The following is an 18810-nucleotide window of genomic DNA, read 5'->3' on the forward strand; positions in this document are numbered from 1 at the left end:
TCAGTGCCTCTCTTGTTAATTTAGCTTTTATATTTTTCCTACGAAGTTATTGATAATTATTGCATTTAGCGTTCAGGCTTTAATTCAAGCTGCAGTAACAACCATTGTTCAAACCAGGCTTTGGTGGTTGGATATTGAGTCGTACTATGCATAAACGCTTGGCCAGCAGACGTAAATTCTTGATTAAGACCTACCTTATAAGAACTTGATATGAAAATGGAGTGTGCGGATTGATTAACAGATAAACCATTAAGCTTAGTGTCGTCTTGTCCGTTTATCATGTGCTTAAATTGCTCCCAACTTAATGCACGTCCTTGGGCTATTAAAGCCTCTGCCATTACTTCTTGCTCTTGGTGTGGACGATCGTCAGGTAGGACGACCAGCGGCGTCGCATAATCATAGGCTTGGGCAATGGCGTTTAGACCACATGCCATCAGTAGATAATCGCTATGCTCGATAAATGGTGTGACGTCGCTTACTTGAGTCGCGATATCAACATAATGCCGGTTATGATAGTAGATAGGACCGAGCGATATGATAAAGGCCGTGGATAATAGGCGGCGCAGCTCAGGCAGCTTTGCATCAATGGCCTTATGACCACCGTAACCTTTGATAACGGTAATAATAGAAGAGAGATTTTGGTTTTTATCTTTATCCTCTAACATCAAAGAAAGAACTTTTCTGTTGGCTGTCATCTGCATCAATGCTTTTATAAAATCATAGTAAGTTTGCGATTTTCGTTGTTCAGTATTAATAAAATCAAGATAGAGCGTTTTTTTAGCTACCCAATCAGGTGTCATCGCGGATTCTAATAGGCGAGGATAAGGGGCGAGTAAAGCAAGCGCACCAGCAAAGGCGTTCAGATGTGGGATATCATCGCGAACACCCGGAAGCCTAATATAAAGGTATGGAATGCTCGCGGCTCGGCATAGCATGGCGACTTCAACGCTGACATCAATAATCATCAAATCAATGCAGCGCTGATAAATCGTATCTAGTATTTTATGGCTTCGCTTTTGAATATCGCTATTACCGACTGGCGAATAATGTAGGCTGGCTGGTTGCCAATATTCTCCTGCGCGCCCCGCAAGCACATCATCTACATGCTCATTCTCTGCAACTAACCGTATAACTTGTTCTTCGTTTATAGAAGTAAACGTATAAGTATCTGGGCTTAGACTAGTAAATACCGTTAGATGTTTTCTTACCTCAATGGTTAGTAGGGCGGCTAGTTTATCAACTTGGCGGCAATGCCCTGAACCGTGATGATGCGCATAATAACCTAGTCGCATCACCCTTGTTCTCCAAGATTTATAGTGACAGCCTTATTGTTTAAAGTACTGTTTGAGCCACTATCTAAACTATTATTTAAGCCTCTAACTGAAGCAATGGATGGTTTTGACTTATCATTATTTAAGTTAAAGGAATTCATTGCTAGGTGCCCATCTTTTTGATTGTCGAAAGACTTTTCCTGATGGTTTGCTGCTACCGCGGTTTTATAGAGTACCATTTTATAAAGTGCAAGATAGCCTTCTACCATTGCAGCTACTGAACAAAAATTTAAGGCGCGTTCTCGGCATGCCTGACGTGAGATATTTTTAATATTAGCAAAGCCTTTTATAAAGGCGTCTTTATCTTCTTTAGCAACGATAATACCAGTGCTTGGCGTGACGATTTCAGCGCTAGCGCCAACATCAAAGCCAATAACTGGAGTGCCACAAGCCAAGCTTTCAGCCAGTGTTAAACCATAAGGTTCATCCCACGTGCTCGTAAATAGCATAGCAGTAGCTTTACATAGGTAACGATTCACCTCGTCCTTGGTAACATGACCAACATAATCAAACAATTTTTGCGCGCCATTCTCATTGTCTTTAGCTAATAGCGGCGCCACTTGCTCATCGAAATACGCTTCATTGCTTTTAGGTCCGGCGATAATGAGTTTTTTCCCAGCTTCCATACAGTACTGCATGGCTAAATGAGTACCTTTCTCAGGACAAATACGTCCGTACCAAAAATAGACCTCCCCATGCTCACAGGTAAGATTATCCGTACAGTCAGTATTGGCGTCAAAGGATTCTACATCAATGCCGTTATAAACCACTTGTGAAGGCACGAACTCAGAGAATAGCTGCTGTTGGTGTTTACTAATAGCCGTAAATTGAGTTTGCGTACCGTGACGTAAGGTTAGCAGTGCCAAACGTAATTGCGGAAAAATGGGTGTATGAAAGGTGGTGAAAAACCGAGCGCCAAAAGCTTGACCTGTCATCATGGGAATATGATGCAAACTATGATTATGCACAATATCAATCTCGCCCCGTTCGTCGCGCTCTATGATATCGCGCATCGCGTCTTGATAAACCAAATACTGATACATCTCCTCGCGGCTCATGCCAACAGATACATGCTCATTAATATAAACCGTGGCGTCAAACTCCTCTCGTGTCAGCAGCGGAACTAAAGTAGCGTGGATGCAGCTGTCCGTGTGAGCATAAAGTAGTACCTCATGACCTTGAGCGAAAAGCTCGTCGCATATAAGCTGGGTAATCATCTCAAGCCCGCCTGCGTAGGGCTGCGCAATAGGGTATAAACAGTGAGCAAGAATTGCTATCCGTAATGGCCTATCAGATGTTTCGATAGATGGTTTATGACTGGGATTTATAGTGTCTGTCAATTCAACAGAGTTTGCATAAGATATAGAGCCAGAAAAAGACATAGAAACCTCAAAGTAAAACTGACGATCGTTCTAAATTAATAATAAATATAAATGAGCCAAACCGCTTCAAAGTGTGAGATTTTTCAGCATAAAGTACGCTAAGAGCTCTTAAGAATTAATAGTTTTTTTATCTTCAAACACGGTATCGATTTTAAGCTCAGAAGGCATAAGCGATTTGGTTTGCTTACGACCTGTTGCGACCGCAGGCTTGGACTTAATACTAATAGTGGTCGGTCTTTGCTCTGGCACAGTAAAGTTATCAAATGCTACTTTTGCCGCGCTAATTTTTAATATACAGATAGCTACAGCACAGACGGATAGTATAGGCGAATAGAAGGGCGAGAACGGCGCTACGATAAGAGCTGTTATGATATTGAGCACCAAAAGAAGCTTGGGTAATGCCACCAAATTTGCTTGTCTCAATGAACGGCGGCTACGAATATAAGCCTGTTTTGGCGTACATATAAACGGCTTTTCACTGCCCCACAAAACCGGCAACCAAGATAATGCCCCAAGTTCCCAAAAGTTCAAATGCATCAACCATGCTCTCAAGCTTTTCTTTATACTTGGCCGATAGTCCTCATTGATTTGTTTATTTAGCGGTGCACGATCATGGAAATATGCCCATAAACGTCTCAGTAGAAAAAAGGTATAGCTGGCATAGACTAGATACAAAGGCGTAAGCAGGGATAAATCAGCAATACGGTCAAAAATTTGAATATTAAAAATTGCACTGCCGATAATTAAGACGGAAGCAATGTGTAGCAAGATAAATAAACCGGTTAAGTTCATCCACGCGCTAAGCTGAGAGAGATGCGAGCGCGTATAGGCTAAGCATTTAATGATACTTTTTTCTGGAGATTGTTGGCGCTTAAGGAGAAGTGCTGACGATAAATAGTTGTTTAATACTTGCATATTGCCGTAAATCCAGCGCCGGCGTTGGCACATCAAGTCATCCAAGGTATTAGGCAATAAGCCCGTCGCAATAACTTCTGGTATGAACTTACTAAGAAAACCTTTTTGATGCATCAACACGCCCATTTGCGCATCTTCGGTAATGGAAGCCCCTGACCAGCCGCCCAAACTTAAAAGATTGGCACGGCGAATCACGGCATAAGTACCTGTCGATAATGCTCGCTCACGATTGAAAGGACGATACAGATGGTGATTAAAATAATGGTTAAGCTCGCTATGAGCATTCACTTGACCAGCGTTACGGTAAAACTGTGGGAACTGCAGAAGGGTATGGTTAGGATAGCATTTGATAGCATTGGCAATAGAGGTTCTTGCATGCGGAAGTGCTTGATAGTCACTGTCCACCACCACAAGATGTGTACAGTTTGGGTTCATAAGTCCCAAGGCCAAGTTTAATGCACCCGCTTTAAAGCCTACTACGTCGTCAATATGATAAAAATGTACATTAAGCGCTGGGTCTGAACTTGCGCAAAACGCTGCCAATGGCTCATATAATGAAGTTTCAGTATTATTATTATCAATAATCAGTATTTCATCATTAGCATCTTTTACCGCCAGCAAAGATTGTATGGTAGCAATAACCAGTTCAGGAGGTTCAGCGCGCGTCATTAACTGAAAGCTTAAAGTAGCATTTGCGCTGGCATGTGTAGCTTTGTATGAAAGCCTGTCATCCGAAGAATCGTTTTGCAGATACGGCTTTTTATGAGAAGCCGCGATAGCGTCTAGTATCGTTTTATAAACCACTCCATTATTGACCGCCATGATTTGCCCTTAATTATTATTCACATTATTAGTTACATAATGGCAAAACCGTTTTATTTCATTAGAAGAAATAGTCGCGTTATAAAAATATAATGAGACGCTAATAAACGGGTACACATTTGTTGTTTGAACAATCATAACTCAGAGCATATTAAGAAATTGATGGTTAAGTGTTTAAGAATACTTAGTAATGTAAGGCTAGGTAAGTTTTGTAAAAATACAAACAGTTCAATTACTTATTTATATGTAGGAAGGAAGAAATACTATTTATATGAATAGTTTGAAGAGTTGAAAAGGGGCCGAGGATTTGAACAGAATCACGCTTGGAAGAGTGCTCAGAAGGCGGATGGTGAATTTAAAAATGGAAAAAGCGTGTTGAGCATGATGGATATATCTCCAAAATGCCCAACACACTTATTAAGATAGATTATTTGTTACTAGAATTGCTCATACTAGCATCAGTTGTTTGCTGGACGATTTGTTCGACTTGCATAAAATCTGTATGCCGCACATCTTTGCCGCTGGTGCAAAAAATGACCAGTTCAGCAATGTTTTTAGCGTGATCGCCCACCCGTTCTAAGGCGCGTAACACCCAAAGTATGTTAATCACTTTGGACACATGGCGGCTGTCTTCCATAATATAGGTCATCAAGGCTCGAGTGGCAGATTGGTACTCTTCATTAACCGCTGTATCACTTTGCAATACCGAAAACGCTTGCTGAGGATTCATATGCGAAAAGGCGTCAATCGCATCAAGCAGCATCAGGCGCACCTGATTGGATAAGTGCTGAACCTCTGAATAGCCTCTTGGAGAGGCGCCATCTTTAATCAGTTTGCATGCCATACGGGCAATTTTTTCTGCTTCATCTCCCACACGTTCAAAGTCAACAATGCCTTTACTAAGCGCCATGACTAAGCGCAAATCATTGGCGGCTGGTTGGCGTTTGGTGACTAACAAAATGACTTGCTCGTCGATTTTAATCTCTAGCTGATTGATTAGATGGTCGTCTGCAATCACTTTTTTTGCAGTTGCTTTATCTGCAGCTATCAAGGCACGTGTCGCAACCATGACTTGCTCTGCTGCTAGGTGACCCATTTGCATAAACAGCTCAATCACGTCATGTAAGTCATTATCAAAACTCTTTGATAAATGCTTTGCTGTTATCGCCATGCTTACTTCCTTAATCGTATTGATGTTGCTCATAAAAATATTGCCAAAATGAGTAGCGTGATAAATGACTGCTAGAAATGATTGCTTTAAACAAACAGCAACTTAGCCATAACGACCGGTAATATAATCTTCAGTCGCTTTTTGTGCGGGGTTGGTGAATATTTGATCTGTTTCACCCATTTCTACCATATCTCCCAAATACATATAAGCGGTATAGTCGGAGACACGTGCAGCCTGCTGCATGTTGTGGGTCACGATAGCAATCGTATAGTCGTTTTTTAAATCGGTAATCAAATCTTCAATCGCGCCGGTAGAGATAGGGTCAAGCGCTGACGTTGGTTCATCTAATAGCAGTACTTCAGGCTTCGTTGCTACTCCACGAGCGATACACAGTCGCTGCTGTTGACCGCCAGATAGTGACAATCCTGAGGCTTTAAGTTTGTCTTTGACTTCCAGCCATAATGCCGCTTTTTTCAATGCCCATTCGACACGCTCATCTAGCTCCGCTTTGCTGAGTTTTTCGTAGAGACGGACGCCAAATGCCACGTTGTCATAAATGGACATCGGGAAGGGTGTGGGCTTTTGAAAGACCATACCGACACGCGCACGCAGCAAATTAACATCCATGTCTTTTGCCAGGATATTTTGGCCATCAAGGGTGATTTGACCTTCAGCATGCATACTCGGATATAAGTCATACATACGGTTAAAGGTACGTAGTAGTGTTGATTTTCCGCAGCCTGAAGGACCAATAAAAGCCGTGACCTTTTTTTCTGGAATATCGATATTAATATTTTTTAACGCTTGAAAATCACCATAATAAAAGTCCAAATCGCGAATGGTAATCTTAGCAGGCGGCATGTTGTCCGGCATGTCCGCCATGGTTTGCTTGATAAGATGGGCGATATCTGGCTGTTTATGCTGACCATTGTTAAACATAGCGTCATCCAGTAAACGGCGTTTGCTGCTGGTATCTGTCATCGGCTTAGTCGCTTTTCTCTCTAATAAATCAGTCATAATGGTATCCATCTGTTTTAAAGTTTTATTAAATGGGGGTGTTTTTTTGCTATTAGCTGTGTGTCTGTTAGCCTTAATCTATCTGCTATGGTCTTTGCCACCGATAAAGCGCGCCGCAATATTTAAGAATAATACTGTCGCGGTAATGAGTAGCGCCGCCGCCCAAGCCAGTGCATGCCAGTTGTCATAAGGACTCATGGCAAACTGATAAATCGTATTGGGTAAGTTGGCCATCGGTTGACTCATATCGGTACTAAAGTATTGGTTGTTTAGCGCCGTGAATAGCAAGGGTGCGGTTTCACCGGTAATACGAGCAAAAGCGAGCAGCACACCTGTGGTTAGACCAGCTTTGGCAGCTTTCAGCGTCACTGTACTGACCAGCTTCCACTTTGGCGTACCCAGTGCATAAGCGGCTTCGCGCAGTGTATTAGGCACAAGGTTTAGCATGTTTTCCGTCGTACGCACGACGATAGGAATCACAATCAGCGCCAATGCCAATGCACCGGCCCAACCCGAAAAGCTCTGTCCTTTGACCATCAAGGCATAAATAAACAGACCAATCACGATAGAGGGGGCAGACAATAAAATATCGTTTAAAAATCGCGTGACTTTACCCAGCATACTGCCATGTGAAAACTCTGCTAAATAAATGCCAGCCATCATGCCTATTGGCGCACCAATCGCCAAGCCCGAAAAAGCCAACATCACTGAACCAACAATAGCGTTACGTAGACCACCTTCGCCCATCGGTGGCGGGGTATCTGCCATAAAAACAGGCATCTCGATTAAACCTTGAAAGCCTTCAATAAACAGCGTAATCAAAATCCAAGTCAGCCAAAACAAACCAAATACAATCGCTGATAAGGCAAAACCAAGTCCCAGTCTATTGATAAAACGGCGCTTGTTATAAAGCCGCTTGTTGTAGCGATCTTCAAAGCTTGTAGAAGGCTGGCTTGACTGGGTCATTTGAGTAGTGACTGGTGCTAAAGTCATGAAGTGTTCGTCCTTCTTGGGTCAAATAATGGCTGCAAATAACGTGTTTAGTTTGTTTTGATTTGATTGGTTTTGTTGGCTATTTAAAATAGTGTTTCTAATTGCCTGCTTTTTGGTCAATACGCATGAGCATCAGCTTAGATATCGACAAAACGATAAAGGTAATGACAAACAGTATTAACCCTAAATGTAATAATGACGCTAAGTGCAGCTCACTTGACGCTTCGGCAAACTCATTGGCCAGCGCTGAAGTAATGGTCACCCCAGAGGTGAACAAACTTGGGCTGATATTAAAGGCATTACCAATCAAGAAGGTAACAGCCATCGTCTCGCCAAGCGCTCGTCCAAGCCCTAAAATCACGCCACCAACTACGCCCGCTTTGGTATAAGGCAAGATGATTTTGAACATGACTTCCCACGTGGTTGCACCCATGCCATATGCCGATTCTTTTAGCAGGTCTGGCACCACAGAGAAAACATCGCGCATGGTGGCGGCAATAAAGGGAATAATCATAATCGCCAGTATTAACGAGGCGGTAAACATCCCTAATCCCATCGGCGCACCGGTAAAAACCTTGCCAATAATAGGTAGGGGGCCGATATTTTCAATAAACCAAGGCTGAATATGATCACCAAAAAACGGTGCAAAGACAAACAAGCCCCACATGCCATAGATGATAGAAGGGATACCTGCCAGCAGCTCGATAGCAATTCCCAGTGGCTTTTTCAAAAAATTGGGGCAAAGTTCCGTTAGAAAGATAGCAATCCCAAAGCTGACTGGCACGGCAATACAGATAGCGATAAGAGAGGTGACCACCGTCCCATAAATGGGTGCAAGCGCACCGTATTGATCGTTCACCGTATCCCAGTTATTGCTGGTATAAAATCCCAAACCAAACTTAGTGATACTTGGCCACGCACCGACAATCAATGACAGCATGATGCCGCCAAGCGAAAAGAGCACTAATATTGCAAATGCTTTGGTGGCGTTGACAAAAACCGCATCGTAGCGTTTTTGTTTTGCCAGTTGGGATTTTAGGTCTGCCATAAAAGCCTCTATTGTTTATCGATCTAACGCTTTATTGTGTTGACGCTTATTGGTGTTCGCTGTAGCGTCTTACCGTAATAAACTGTTTACTCTAACGACGTATCATTAAATTCATTACGGCTAAGACGTCACCAAGCAAACACGCGTTTCAGTATTTGCTTAGTGACATTATTTAGTTTGTTCTCAATTTGCTTCTTTTCGAATAACTAAGTTGCGAATTACTGTGCTGGGGTATAAACAGGCTTACCTTCGCTGTCTACCACCTCGTTCCATTTCGCTTTAAATAAAGCCACGGCCGTATCAGAAAAAGGCACGTAATCGAGGCTCATCGCGTCATCATCGCCTTGGGTATAAGCCCAGTCAAAGAAGTTAAGGACGCCCGCCACTTGCTTGGCGTCTTTTGGTTGTTTATGGACTAAGATAAAGGTCGCAGCAGCGATAGGCCATGCTTGAGCTGTCTCAGAGTTGGTGATGACTTTATAAAAGCCTTCTTGCTTTGACCAATCGATGTCACCAGCGGCGGCGAACGTTTGCGCAGAGGGTTGAACGACATTGCCGGCAGCATTTTTCAGGGCAACGTGTGACATACCATTTTGCTTAGCATAGGCGTATTCGACATAGCCGATAGAGTTTTTCATACGATTCACATAGCTTGAAACGCCTTCGTTACCTTTACCACCAGCACCAGTTGCCGAGGTTGGCCATTTCACGGTTTTGTCGACGCCAACATTGTCTTTCCAGTCGTTTGAGACTTTGGCTAAGTAATCGGTAAAGTTAAAAGTTGTGCCCGAACCGTCTGAGCGGAACACCGTGGTAATAGCCGCGTCAGGAAGGGTTAAATCAGGGTTCATGGCTGCGATGGCAGGGTCGTTCCATTTGCTGATTTTGCCAAGATAGATGTCAGCTAGCATTTTTCCATCTAGCTTTAATTGACCAGGCGCAACGCCATCGATGTTGACGATAGGTACTACGCCACCGATAACGGTTGGGAATTGAATCAGACCGGCTTCGTTTAATTCAGCTGGCGTCATTGGCGCATCAGACGCCCCAAAATCCACAGTTTTTGCGACGATTTGTTTGATACCACCCGATGAACCAATCGACTGATAGTTCACTTGACCGCCTGTTGCTTTATTATAGGCATCTGACCATTTAGCATAGATAGGCTGCGGGAAAGAAGCGCCCGCGCCGGTGATGTTCATCGACACATTGTCCGTCGATTGAACCTTTGCGGTGTCGGTAGACGCGGTGGTTGATTGCGCCGAAGTAGCTGGCTCATTGCTTTCATTACTATTGGGGGTTTGATTACAAGCAGCTAAGGTAAAGGTACTCGCGACTGCTAAAGCCATTAATGAATAGCGCATTATTTCTCCTAAAAAGTAATCAGATTTAAGTATGGGGCGTTTATGAATAACAATGTCGATGCCCAGGTTTTTAGTAATGTATTGCTAACGATGTTTGGTTAGCAACGTTTTGCTGCAAAGACGCTCGGTGGTCAATGAGCATATTGTGCCGAGCAAATATGACAGTTTGATGAAATAAGACATTTTTATGAAAAAAGTCGGTCAATTAAAGAAACAGCCTAATAGAGCGGTCATTTAAGCGGATTGCAGCTGATATCTAGAGCAAAATTCGTTATGATGAGCCGTTGGTTTTTTGGGGGAGTAAGGGTGTAAGACTAAGTTTTTAAAGTGCAGTCTTTAAAAAGCCCTGTTTGAAGCGTCGTATTTAAATTAAAGTGTTTGAGGCGCAGTGTTTAAGGCAAAGCATTTAAAGTATCGAGTCACTGTGTCATCAAACTGTCATAATTAAGCCGTTTAATGGGCAGGCGTTGATAAGTGCTTAGTATTCTTATTTTCTAATTTTTTGTCTTTCAATAATGAGGCGATGGTATGCGCAATGAGCAGATTTTGATTGTCGAAGATGAACCTGCAATTCGTGAGATGGTAGTAATGACGCTAGAAATGGCGGGCTTTGAGAGTTTACAAGCGGCTGACGTCGCAGAGGCGCATCAGCAAGTGGTTGACCACAGACCTGCTTTGATTTTGCTGGATTGGATGTTACCAGGCGATAAAAGCGGTATTGATTTTTGCCGCATGCTAAAAAGCGATGAGATGCTGGCTGAGATACCGGTGATTATGCTGACGGCCAAAAGTGAGGAAGATAGTAAGGTTCATGGACTTGATGCGGGCGCTGATGACTATATGACCAAACCCTTTTCAACGCGTGAATTAATCTCCAGAATCAAAGCGGTGTTGCGTCGTAGTCGTGCACTTAGTAGCGATAAGCTAATTGAAATAGGCAAGCTTACTCTCGATCCCAAAAGCCAGCGTATCACCGCTGATAATAAAGTCATCGATATCGGTCCGACAGAATATCGATTGCTGGCATTTTTTATGAGTCATCCGGAGCGTGCTTATACGCGCACCCAGCTGCTAGATCAGGTCTGGGGCGGCAATGTCTATATCGAAGATCGCACGATTGATGTGCACATCAGACGCTTGCGCAAATTACTACAGCCTTATGATTGCAGTACATTGATTCAAACGGTTCGCGGTACCGGTTATCGGTTTTCTAGTCTGGTTGAATAATGCTATCGATTTTGAAAAATAGCCCATTATTCACAACGCAGCGAAACAGCGATAAGAACAATCAGTGCTAAGAGTCATAAATATTTAAAATTATAAGAACTAAAAACCATAAATACTAATAATAAGTGCTAAGCATCATACTGTTAATAGAGAAGAGAGAAAAACATGATAACGCCTAGGGACATAGAGCAAGAGGACATAGAGCAATACTCCACCGATCAGCTTAAAAAAATCAGAAGTGCCTTACGCGCACTGCGAGATGCAGTTATCTTGCTAAATGACGATGATGGTTTGGAGTGGTGGAATCAGGCCGCCGAAGATTTATTATTGCTGCAGTCAGCGGATCATGGCAAAAGTATTTTTGATTTTATTAACGTCCCCGAGTTCCAACAATACTATCAGACCATGGTGGCACCCAATGATGGTGTGCATATGAAATCATGGCGCGACCCTAACCGTTATCTCAAGTGCGAGCTTACGCCTTTTGGCGATGAAAAACTCCTGATTATTTATGATGTGACCCGCTTACAACATCTAGAGCAAATGCGCCGCGACTTTGTTGCCAATGTCTCTCATGAGCTACGAACGCCACTGACCGTCCTAATGGGCTATTTGGAGAATTTTTCAGATCAGGAAGATGTTCCGCGGCAATGGCGACGCGGGTTTGAGTTAATGACGCAGCAGACTGCACGCATGAATAGAGTGGTCAATGACTTATTGCTATTGTCTCGAATTGAAATCGAAGAAACACATGAGCTGCATTATATTGATATGACTAAGCTGCTCACTCATGTCTATGATGATGCGCAGGCTTATAACCAAGAATATGGCCATACGCTGCATTTACAGATAGACACCTATGATGGTCTATATGGCTCGGAGATGTATCTAAACAGTGCTTTATCCAATCTGGTCATCAATGCCATCAAATATACGCCAAAAGCAGGCAACATCGTCATCAGTTGGGCGAGGACCGCAGAAGGCTGTCGGTTTGCTGTTACCGATGATGGTATTGGTATTGCGCCACAACATGTCGCACGGTTGACCGAACGTTTTTATCGAGTGGACAGCGGACGCAGTCGTGCAACAGGTGGCACCGGGCTAGGGCTGGCGATTGTAAAACATGTTCTCTATCAATATGATACGACCTTACAAATTGAATCGTCAGAAGGCAAAGGCTCGACATTTAGTGCCGTTTTCCCAGCCACCCATATTCGATCTGCTCCTATGGACTAATGCTAGACTTGTCGTCATCAGAAGTGTTTATTTTAGAAAAGTTATTGTAAATTATTAGTTTCTAAAGTCGCCAGAAACGCGGCAAAACCTTCTGTTGCTCGAGCTTGTAGGCGACTGCTAGTAATGACCCGAACACGATTGCTCCAAGTGATAGCACAGCCTTGGCTCTCAAACCTTTTAACCAAATCAACATCCTCGTGACAGCTTAATGGCGCAAAACCGCCAGCCACAAGATAGGCTTCACTACTAAAACTTAAATTTGCCCCATGAATATGACGATGTCCCATCCTATCTTGATAGTGAGCCGTATAATCTTTGCGCGTTTGCGGCGTCAAATGCGCCCAACTATCAACGCTCACCACACCGCAAATCACATCAGTAGGCTGGTCTTTGATATGAGCGATTTGTTGCGTCAGCCAATCTTGAGTGACGATTGAATCAGCGTCTGTACAAGCAAGCCAAGTCGCGCCAGAGGCTATAGCATGACGAATGCCTAAATCCCGTACTTGTCCGATACACTGATAGTCACAGCATAGATAATCCACGCTTGCGCTTTTGAGCCGCATACTTTCAACCAATGTAAGCGTATCATCGCTACAGCTATCAATCACCACCAGTACAGTCACCGTAATGGTGGAGGGGAGCTGCTTAATGGCTGCCTGTATTGCTACCAAGCACTGAGTAATAGACGTCGCCTCATTATGTGCAGGAATAACAATACTAATTTTTATATCGTCCATCTATTCCCCTTGGTTTGCTGATTGTCGTATGCTCTTATACTAAATTCTCTTGCATGGCGACTGAATTGGGCGAGTATTGCCAAACATCTAATAGAAAATCGCTATCAATAATCTGGCTTTGATGAGTAAGAGCTGAATGGTTAAATGCTTGATGCAGACGTTGATGTACCGTCTCGCCCGTCATTGCAAAGCCATCAATGACATAGCGCCAATGACAGCAGAGTAACGTGCCACCTATAGCAAGGTTTTGTTTAATCCAAACGATAACCGTATCAATATCATTGGGTGATAAATAATATAAAATCTCACTAATGACGATTAAATCAAAAGTCGTTTTAGCAGTTGGTAATGAGTCAGGAATAACCCCTTGTAGCACTCTGACATGAGAGGACTCTGCCAAGCGTTGTTTGGCCAGTTGTATCGCCTGTTTGTTACAATCAACACTTAACAAAGCATGACAACGAGGCGCAAGTAACGCACTAAATACGCCGTTTCCGCAGCCTAATTCAATGGCATTGTCATATTGTGCTTTTGGCAACACGGCAAGACACATATCGCGTTTACGCTTTTCGTACCAGCGAGTCTGATACTGCCATGGGTCACTATTGTCGCTATATAAAGCATCAAAATAGGTTTCTGCATAGTTGGCAGCTTGCATGTCAGTATACAAACCGTCAGCTGTCTCACTTTTAGAAAGCGTTGAACGGTTTGCAAAATTCATTGGCAGCGTAGATTTAGGGTGTTGGCTCATATAAATACACCTCCCAAGGCTGGCTAATTCTGGCAATGGCTTGAGGCGATAAAATGGGTGGATTACCCGTACTTTCATCAACAGTAATTTGGCTAGTAAAGCAAGTAATGGCTTGGGCTTTACGCTGTAATTGCTTAGCGCTTAAATCCACTCTATTTGCATAATGCCAAGGAATACGATTATCGGCAGGCTTTGCCCAATGCCACGCCCAAATTAAGATTTGATAGCAGGTTAAACGGTGTTGCTCGGCAAATGCAGCGACCACTTGCCCTGTCGCCTCGTGGTCAGGGTGCCCGTCGTGTATAAAGGGCGTTACCAAAATATCATCAGGCTGAATCATCGCTATTAATTGTCTTTTAAACTGCTCTTTTTGGGCAAACACATTACCATCGGTTAAATCCATAAAAATAACTTTCACTTGATGAGATATACCCAATGCTTCTAACGCTGCAACGCTTTCTTGCGGTCGAATGACATCAAGCGCTTTCGGAGGATAAATCTGCGAGTCAGGATGGCTTTGCGTGCCATTGGTCACATGGACCAGTAGGATAGGATTGCCGTTAGCTGCTAGTTGTTGCAGCAGTCCGCCGCAGCCCAATACTTCATCATCAGGGTGCGGAGCAAAAATACAGACCCGCTGATGCGCTGGAAAATTTGTTGCTATATTTAATCGCGGCATGTTTTGTAGCCCCGACCAATTCTGCCAAGCTTCCTGACTGGTGCCGTCGCCTTCAATAACACGGTCACCAACAATCGGATGGTTGTGTTTTGACAGATGAGTAGGCGTGACAGTGTGATGCGTTAAAACATCTAAAGTACCTAAAACATCAGTGTTGCTTGCCATATCATCATTAAGACATGCAGGTTTTACAGTTTTATTAGATATTATAGTGGCCATATATTTACCTGCCTATCCAATAAATCACTGCTCTTGTCGCTGGCCAATTCACTCGCTAACATACTAGATAGCTCACCGATTTGCTGTAAATCAAAGGCTCCATGGCTTTGGCGAATAAACACGGTCAAATCCGCTGATAATCTTGCGAAATGGGCATTATTACAAAATGGCGCTGCACCCAATGCCTGTCCAACGACCTCGATTACTTGACGAGCTAGCTGTTCAACGCTTACTCTTAACTGGCGGATGGCAAGTTCGTGGCTTTGCTTTGGCTCAGCATCTATTAAGTCAGCAATATGATGAAAATATTGCTGAGTGACGGCCAGTGCCGTCCCGATTTGCCCCAAATACATGGCCTTATAGTCGTTTGGTTTTTGCTGATAAGCGGTGATTAAATGACTGGCTAGGCAAGCCGCTGCTCCATACCAGCAAGCGGCAATTCCTGCTGCCCCGTGCCAAAATCCCACACGTTCTAGGTATGAATTTGGCGCGCCAACGTTACTGGCTGCTACTTGATCGAAATGTAGGATTGCCGTATTAGTAGCGTGCATACCGACTGCTTGCCACGCACTATTATCAACCTTAATTCCATCTTGATGCATATCTACGATAAGCAGTTGCGCGTGACCTTGAGCATCGCGATAAGTCATTAGCCCGTAATCAACGGTATTTGCTCCCGAACACCATGCCTTGGTACCGATGACTTTGCCCTGCCGATAGCGTATAGGGTCAGGATGGCCCTCTGCTGCCCAAACCGCCCATAATCCTTGTGTGGCTTTATCATGACCCAGTTCATGCAAGATGCTTAAGGCGTCTAAATGCGATTCAAACCATTTTGCAATCGTCAAATCTAGACTGGCCACATAGGCCAAAATTTGCCAACGAATCAAAGTTTTTGAGTTGGCTTGAGCATTATTTTCTTTAGTATTATCAGTACCACTGGCAGGATGAGGGATTTTATCGCTATAGCTGACTAAGACTTTTAATATCTCATAGCGCAGCTTATCAGTGATAACCAAGCTACTAATGGCTTGATTGCCAACGAATACGACATTTTTTATAGCAGATTTTATGTCCGACAATAAAGGGTCTTGCACCGCGAGCATAAGAGCCTCCTAGTTATTTTTGTGAGCCAGACATTTACAATGCTGCGGAAACGCTGTCCGTTTGATATTTTTTACTATCATATGAGTCCTCTAAATATAGGTCGTCTAAAAAACTTTGCTGCCAAGCGAGTAAATTATTTTGCTGCAATCCTTGCAATAACACTTGATAGCGAGATTTTCGTTCTCCTAGTGGCATCGTTAATGCAGTTTTTAGCCCCTTAATAATACTTTTTGGTTGATGCGGATCGATAATGAGCGCTGCTTGCATTTGCTCGGCTGCTCCTGCATAACGTGACAGTAATAGCACCCCAGGATTATCAGGGTTTTGAGCGGCGATATATTCTTTGGCGACCAGATTCATACCGTCTTTAATGGAATTTACCCAGCCAATATCGCTATGGTGAAATGCCGCCATCACAGTCTCATGGCTTAACACTTTTTCGCTATAGGCAATCGCCTGCCAATGCTTTATAAGGTCATCACTGGTAAAGGCATCAGCTGCAACGCCATCTGTTTCAAGCCCATTGGCTTTGAAAGCATTCGTTTGCGATTCATAAGGGCGTTCACTAGATAAAAAATGCTGGTTAATATTATTGACGGCTTGTCTGATACTTTTATGAAGGCTTTGATAAGTAGATAAATCTAAACGACTGGGACAGGCGATTTGTAACAATTGCAGCTGATCTTGATAGACTGGGTATTGCTGTAGAAATTCGCGATACGCCGAAAAACGCTCTAATAAACCTTTGGAATAATCAATTCTATCGGCAGCAATGATGCGTTGTGTAGCAGACTTCACCGTGTCGTTCTGTTGAGTATACTGAGTAAAGGGTAAGAATAAATGGCTGACCTGCTGCTGAATCTTTTCGACATTAACACCGATAGGATAAGCATTAATTGTTAAGTGATGTGAAACTCGCAAATCTAAATTAAGCATCAACTGCGTACCAGAGTTGTTATGAGCTCTGAAAAAATTCTGACAAGGATGTAAAATATTTATTGGTGACTCTGAAAAGCTTTTTTCTACCAAGCTGTCTTTCAAATAATGTTGAAAAACGGCAAAACAATGGGCTCTATCTTGCTGGGTTTGGGTACCAAGCACATCATAGTGGGCAAGATGCTTAATAAGCTCAGGGCTTTGAGTGAGTGACTGCCAAAACGGCAAGGGCGCAAATGGAATATGTAAAAAAAAGCCGATACGATTATTTATCCCAAGCGTCCTGCAATAATACGCCACACTTAAGAAATGATAATCATGTACCCAAATAACGTCGTCAGGCCGAATGATGTTTTGTAATTGTTTGGCAAACATGTAGTTTACCGCTTGATAGCCTACATAGTCCTCTGGTGCTTGATTAACCAAATCAGTTTGCTCATGTAACAAGGGCCACAGTACATTATTGGCAAATCCACAGTAAAAATGCTGATATTGTCGGGTAGTGAGGGCGGTGGTTATATAAGTGACTTCTGAATCAGCCCCTTGCATTTCAGTGCTTGCTATAGCATGGCTGCTAAAGTCATTGGTTTTACAGTCGTCAGTGCTATTAATAATGTCACCATTCCAGCCCATCCAAACAACGGCGTTTCCCGTTAAGATGTCTTGCAACGCTACTGCCAATCCGCCTGCCATAGGAGTGTTGTCGGGCATTTTCACTCGGTTCGATAATATGATTAAACGGCTCATATCAGTTGCCTCCTATGGTTGTTGGCCTTAGAGCTATTAGTGACATGGGCGTCTGGTACATCAGATAATAGAGTACTGCGTTCTTGATAAAAAGTTAAAAAACTCTCAAGTAAAACCGTCACCTCGTGAATGTTATTGACATAGTGATGGGCGCACGTTGGTTGATGGCACTCCTTACCTACTTTGATGCCTATGCCATGTAATGGCTGTTGGTTTTTTTCTATTGAACGGCTGCTGTCTTGTACGGCAATAAATCCTGCTTCATCGGTGATGTCATCACCAATAAAGATAGGACAAAGGTTATCGCGGGTCTGCATTTTTTTTAGTAAGGTTAAAATCGCAGTGCCTTTATCTGCAGTTTTAGGAGCTATCTCCCACACATATTTGCCCTTTTTTAATAGCCAGTTAGAGTGGTCTTTTAACGTTGTTGACATAATAGTATAAGCCACATTGGCTAAAGCAGGGTTTTGCCGATAATGGAGGGCAACGGAGTAAGGTTTATCTTCTATCATCAAATCATCATAAAGCGTACAAGATTGCCGAATAGCCTGCTTGATGGCGGTAAGTTCGATGAAGTCAATTTGCATAGGAATTTCCCATGCATCATCAAACGTTATTTCTAGTCCATGAGTTGCTGCAATGGGCAGCTTTATAGGAGACAGCATTTGCTTTGCTTCAGTCAGACTGCGTCCCGTAACAATAGCGATTTTAACGCCATGATTTTGTATTTTTCCTAGAAGTATTAATGTAGCAGTAGGAATGAAGCTGTGTTTTGGATCCATGGTGAAATCTGCAAGCGTGCCATCTATATCCAAAAATAGGCAATAACCTTGCTGAGGCGATAAATAATCGGCAAAGTGCTTTGGTGGGATGTATATAGGTGCGCTATGCGCGCTGGCGCTTCTTCCTGAAGTCACACGTATTCCTTTATTTATGATTTTGCATTAAAGCAGCAGATTTTTATCTAAGGTAGGTTAAGTTTGGGATAAACTATCTACTAGCAGTCAATGCGATTTTTCATGTACGGATTCGTAGCGTTTTTTAGTCTGAAGTCATAGGAAAACCAAGATTCAGTAATCAAACGTTATGATAAGCAATCAAACCTGATAAGAGAGTGTGGCATAA

Annotated in this window: 16 protein-coding genes; 2 read left to right on the forward strand and 14 right to left on the reverse strand. The window is 43.1% G+C overall.

Going from position 1 to position 18810, the window contains the following annotated elements:
- Positions 1–65: 65 nt before the first annotated feature.
- The 8 genes from FQ084_RS07930 to pstS all read right to left on the reverse strand — a co-directional run bounded on the left by FQ084_RS07930 (position 66) and on the right by pstS (position 10043).
- Positions 66–1292, reverse strand: a complete 1227-nt coding sequence (locus FQ084_RS07930) for a hypothetical protein (RefSeq protein WP_149490087.1) — start codon at positions 1290–1292, stop codon at positions 66–68.
- Positions 1292–2713 carry a glycosyltransferase gene (locus FQ084_RS07935; RefSeq protein WP_149490088.1) on the reverse strand — a complete coding sequence of 474 codons (1422 nt, stop codon included), beginning with the start codon at positions 2711–2713 and terminating at the stop codon, positions 1292–1294. Before FQ084_RS07935 ends, FQ084_RS07930 begins: the two co-directional genes overlap by 1 nt.
- Positions 2714–2821: 108 nt before the next feature.
- Positions 2822–4450 (reverse strand): glycosyltransferase family 2 protein, encoded by a 1629-nt coding sequence (locus tag FQ084_RS07940; protein WP_149490089.1) that lies wholly within the window; start codon positions 4448–4450, stop codon positions 2822–2824.
- Positions 4451–4877: 427 nt separating this feature from the next.
- Entirely contained in the window at positions 4878–5621 is a 744-nt protein-coding gene (gene phoU / locus FQ084_RS07945; protein ID WP_149490090.1) for a phosphate signaling complex protein PhoU, read from the reverse strand.
- Positions 5622–5723: 102 nt separating this feature from the next.
- The gene (gene pstB, locus FQ084_RS07950; protein ID WP_149490213.1) at positions 5724–6503 is read right to left on the reverse strand and encodes a phosphate ABC transporter ATP-binding protein PstB; all 780 of its coding nucleotides are present in this window, start codon (positions 6501–6503) and stop codon (positions 5724–5726) included.
- A gap of 213 nt (positions 6504–6716) precedes the next feature.
- Positions 6717–7631, reverse strand: coding sequence for a phosphate ABC transporter permease PstA (gene pstA, locus FQ084_RS07955; protein WP_149490091.1), 915 nt, complete (start codon positions 7629–7631; stop codon positions 6717–6719).
- A gap of 97 nt (positions 7632–7728) precedes the next feature.
- Positions 7729–8679: a phosphate ABC transporter permease subunit PstC gene (gene pstC, locus FQ084_RS07960; protein WP_149490092.1), complete on the reverse strand. Its 951-nt coding sequence runs from the start codon at positions 8677–8679 to the stop codon at positions 7729–7731.
- Between the two features lie 218 nt (positions 8680–8897).
- Positions 8898–10043, reverse strand: a complete 1146-nt coding sequence (gene pstS / locus FQ084_RS07965) for a phosphate ABC transporter substrate-binding protein PstS (protein ID WP_149490093.1) — start codon at positions 10041–10043, stop codon at positions 8898–8900.
- Positions 10044–10571: 528 nt separating this feature from the next.
- Here pstS and phoB point away from each other — a divergent pair.
- Together phoB and phoR are read left to right on the forward strand one after the other, a co-directional pair.
- Entirely contained in the window at positions 10572–11270 is a 699-nt protein-coding gene (gene phoB, locus FQ084_RS07970; RefSeq protein WP_149490094.1) for a phosphate regulon transcriptional regulator PhoB, read from the forward strand.
- 165 nt (positions 11271–11435) lie between these two features.
- Positions 11436–12506 (forward strand): phosphate regulon sensor histidine kinase PhoR, encoded by a 1071-nt coding sequence (gene phoR / locus FQ084_RS07975; RefSeq protein WP_149490095.1) that lies wholly within the window; start codon positions 11436–11438, stop codon positions 12504–12506.
- A 41-nt stretch (positions 12507–12547) separates the two neighbouring features.
- On the opposite strand, the gene FQ084_RS07980 is transcribed toward phoR, so the two are convergent.
- The 6 genes from FQ084_RS07980 to otsB all read right to left on the reverse strand — a co-directional run bounded on the left by FQ084_RS07980 (position 12548) and on the right by otsB (position 18602).
- The gene (locus tag FQ084_RS07980; RefSeq protein WP_149490214.1) at positions 12548–13237 is read right to left on the reverse strand and encodes a glycosyltransferase; all 690 of its coding nucleotides are present in this window, start codon (positions 13235–13237) and stop codon (positions 12548–12550) included.
- A gap of 43 nt (positions 13238–13280) precedes the next feature.
- Positions 13281–13904, reverse strand: coding sequence for a class I SAM-dependent DNA methyltransferase (locus tag FQ084_RS07985; protein ID WP_149490215.1), 624 nt, complete (start codon positions 13902–13904; stop codon positions 13281–13283).
- A 76-nt stretch (positions 13905–13980) separates the two neighbouring features.
- Positions 13981–14841 (reverse strand): PIG-L deacetylase family protein, encoded by an 861-nt coding sequence (locus tag FQ084_RS07990; RefSeq protein ID WP_410477331.1) that lies wholly within the window; start codon positions 14839–14841, stop codon positions 13981–13983.
- 41 nt (positions 14842–14882) lie between these two features.
- On the reverse strand, positions 14883–16001 hold the full coding sequence (locus tag FQ084_RS07995) for an acyl-CoA dehydrogenase (protein WP_262880694.1): 1119 nt from the start codon (positions 15999–16001) through the stop codon (positions 14883–14885).
- A gap of 34 nt (positions 16002–16035) precedes the next feature.
- Complete coding sequence (locus FQ084_RS08000; RefSeq protein ID WP_149490097.1) at positions 16036–17685, reverse strand: trehalose-6-phosphate synthase; 1650 nt, start codon at positions 17683–17685, stop codon at positions 16036–16038.
- On the reverse strand, positions 17682–18602 hold the full coding sequence (otsB, locus tag FQ084_RS08005) for a trehalose-phosphatase (protein WP_149490098.1): 921 nt from the start codon (positions 18600–18602) through the stop codon (positions 17682–17684). The genes FQ084_RS08000 and otsB overlap by 4 nt, the downstream gene beginning before the upstream one ends.
- Positions 18603–18810: the final 208 nt, after the last annotated feature.

The organism is Psychrobacter sp. ANT_WB68, from assembly GCF_008369115.1.
Taxonomy (GTDB): Bacteria; Pseudomonadota; Gammaproteobacteria; order Pseudomonadales; family Moraxellaceae; genus Psychrobacter.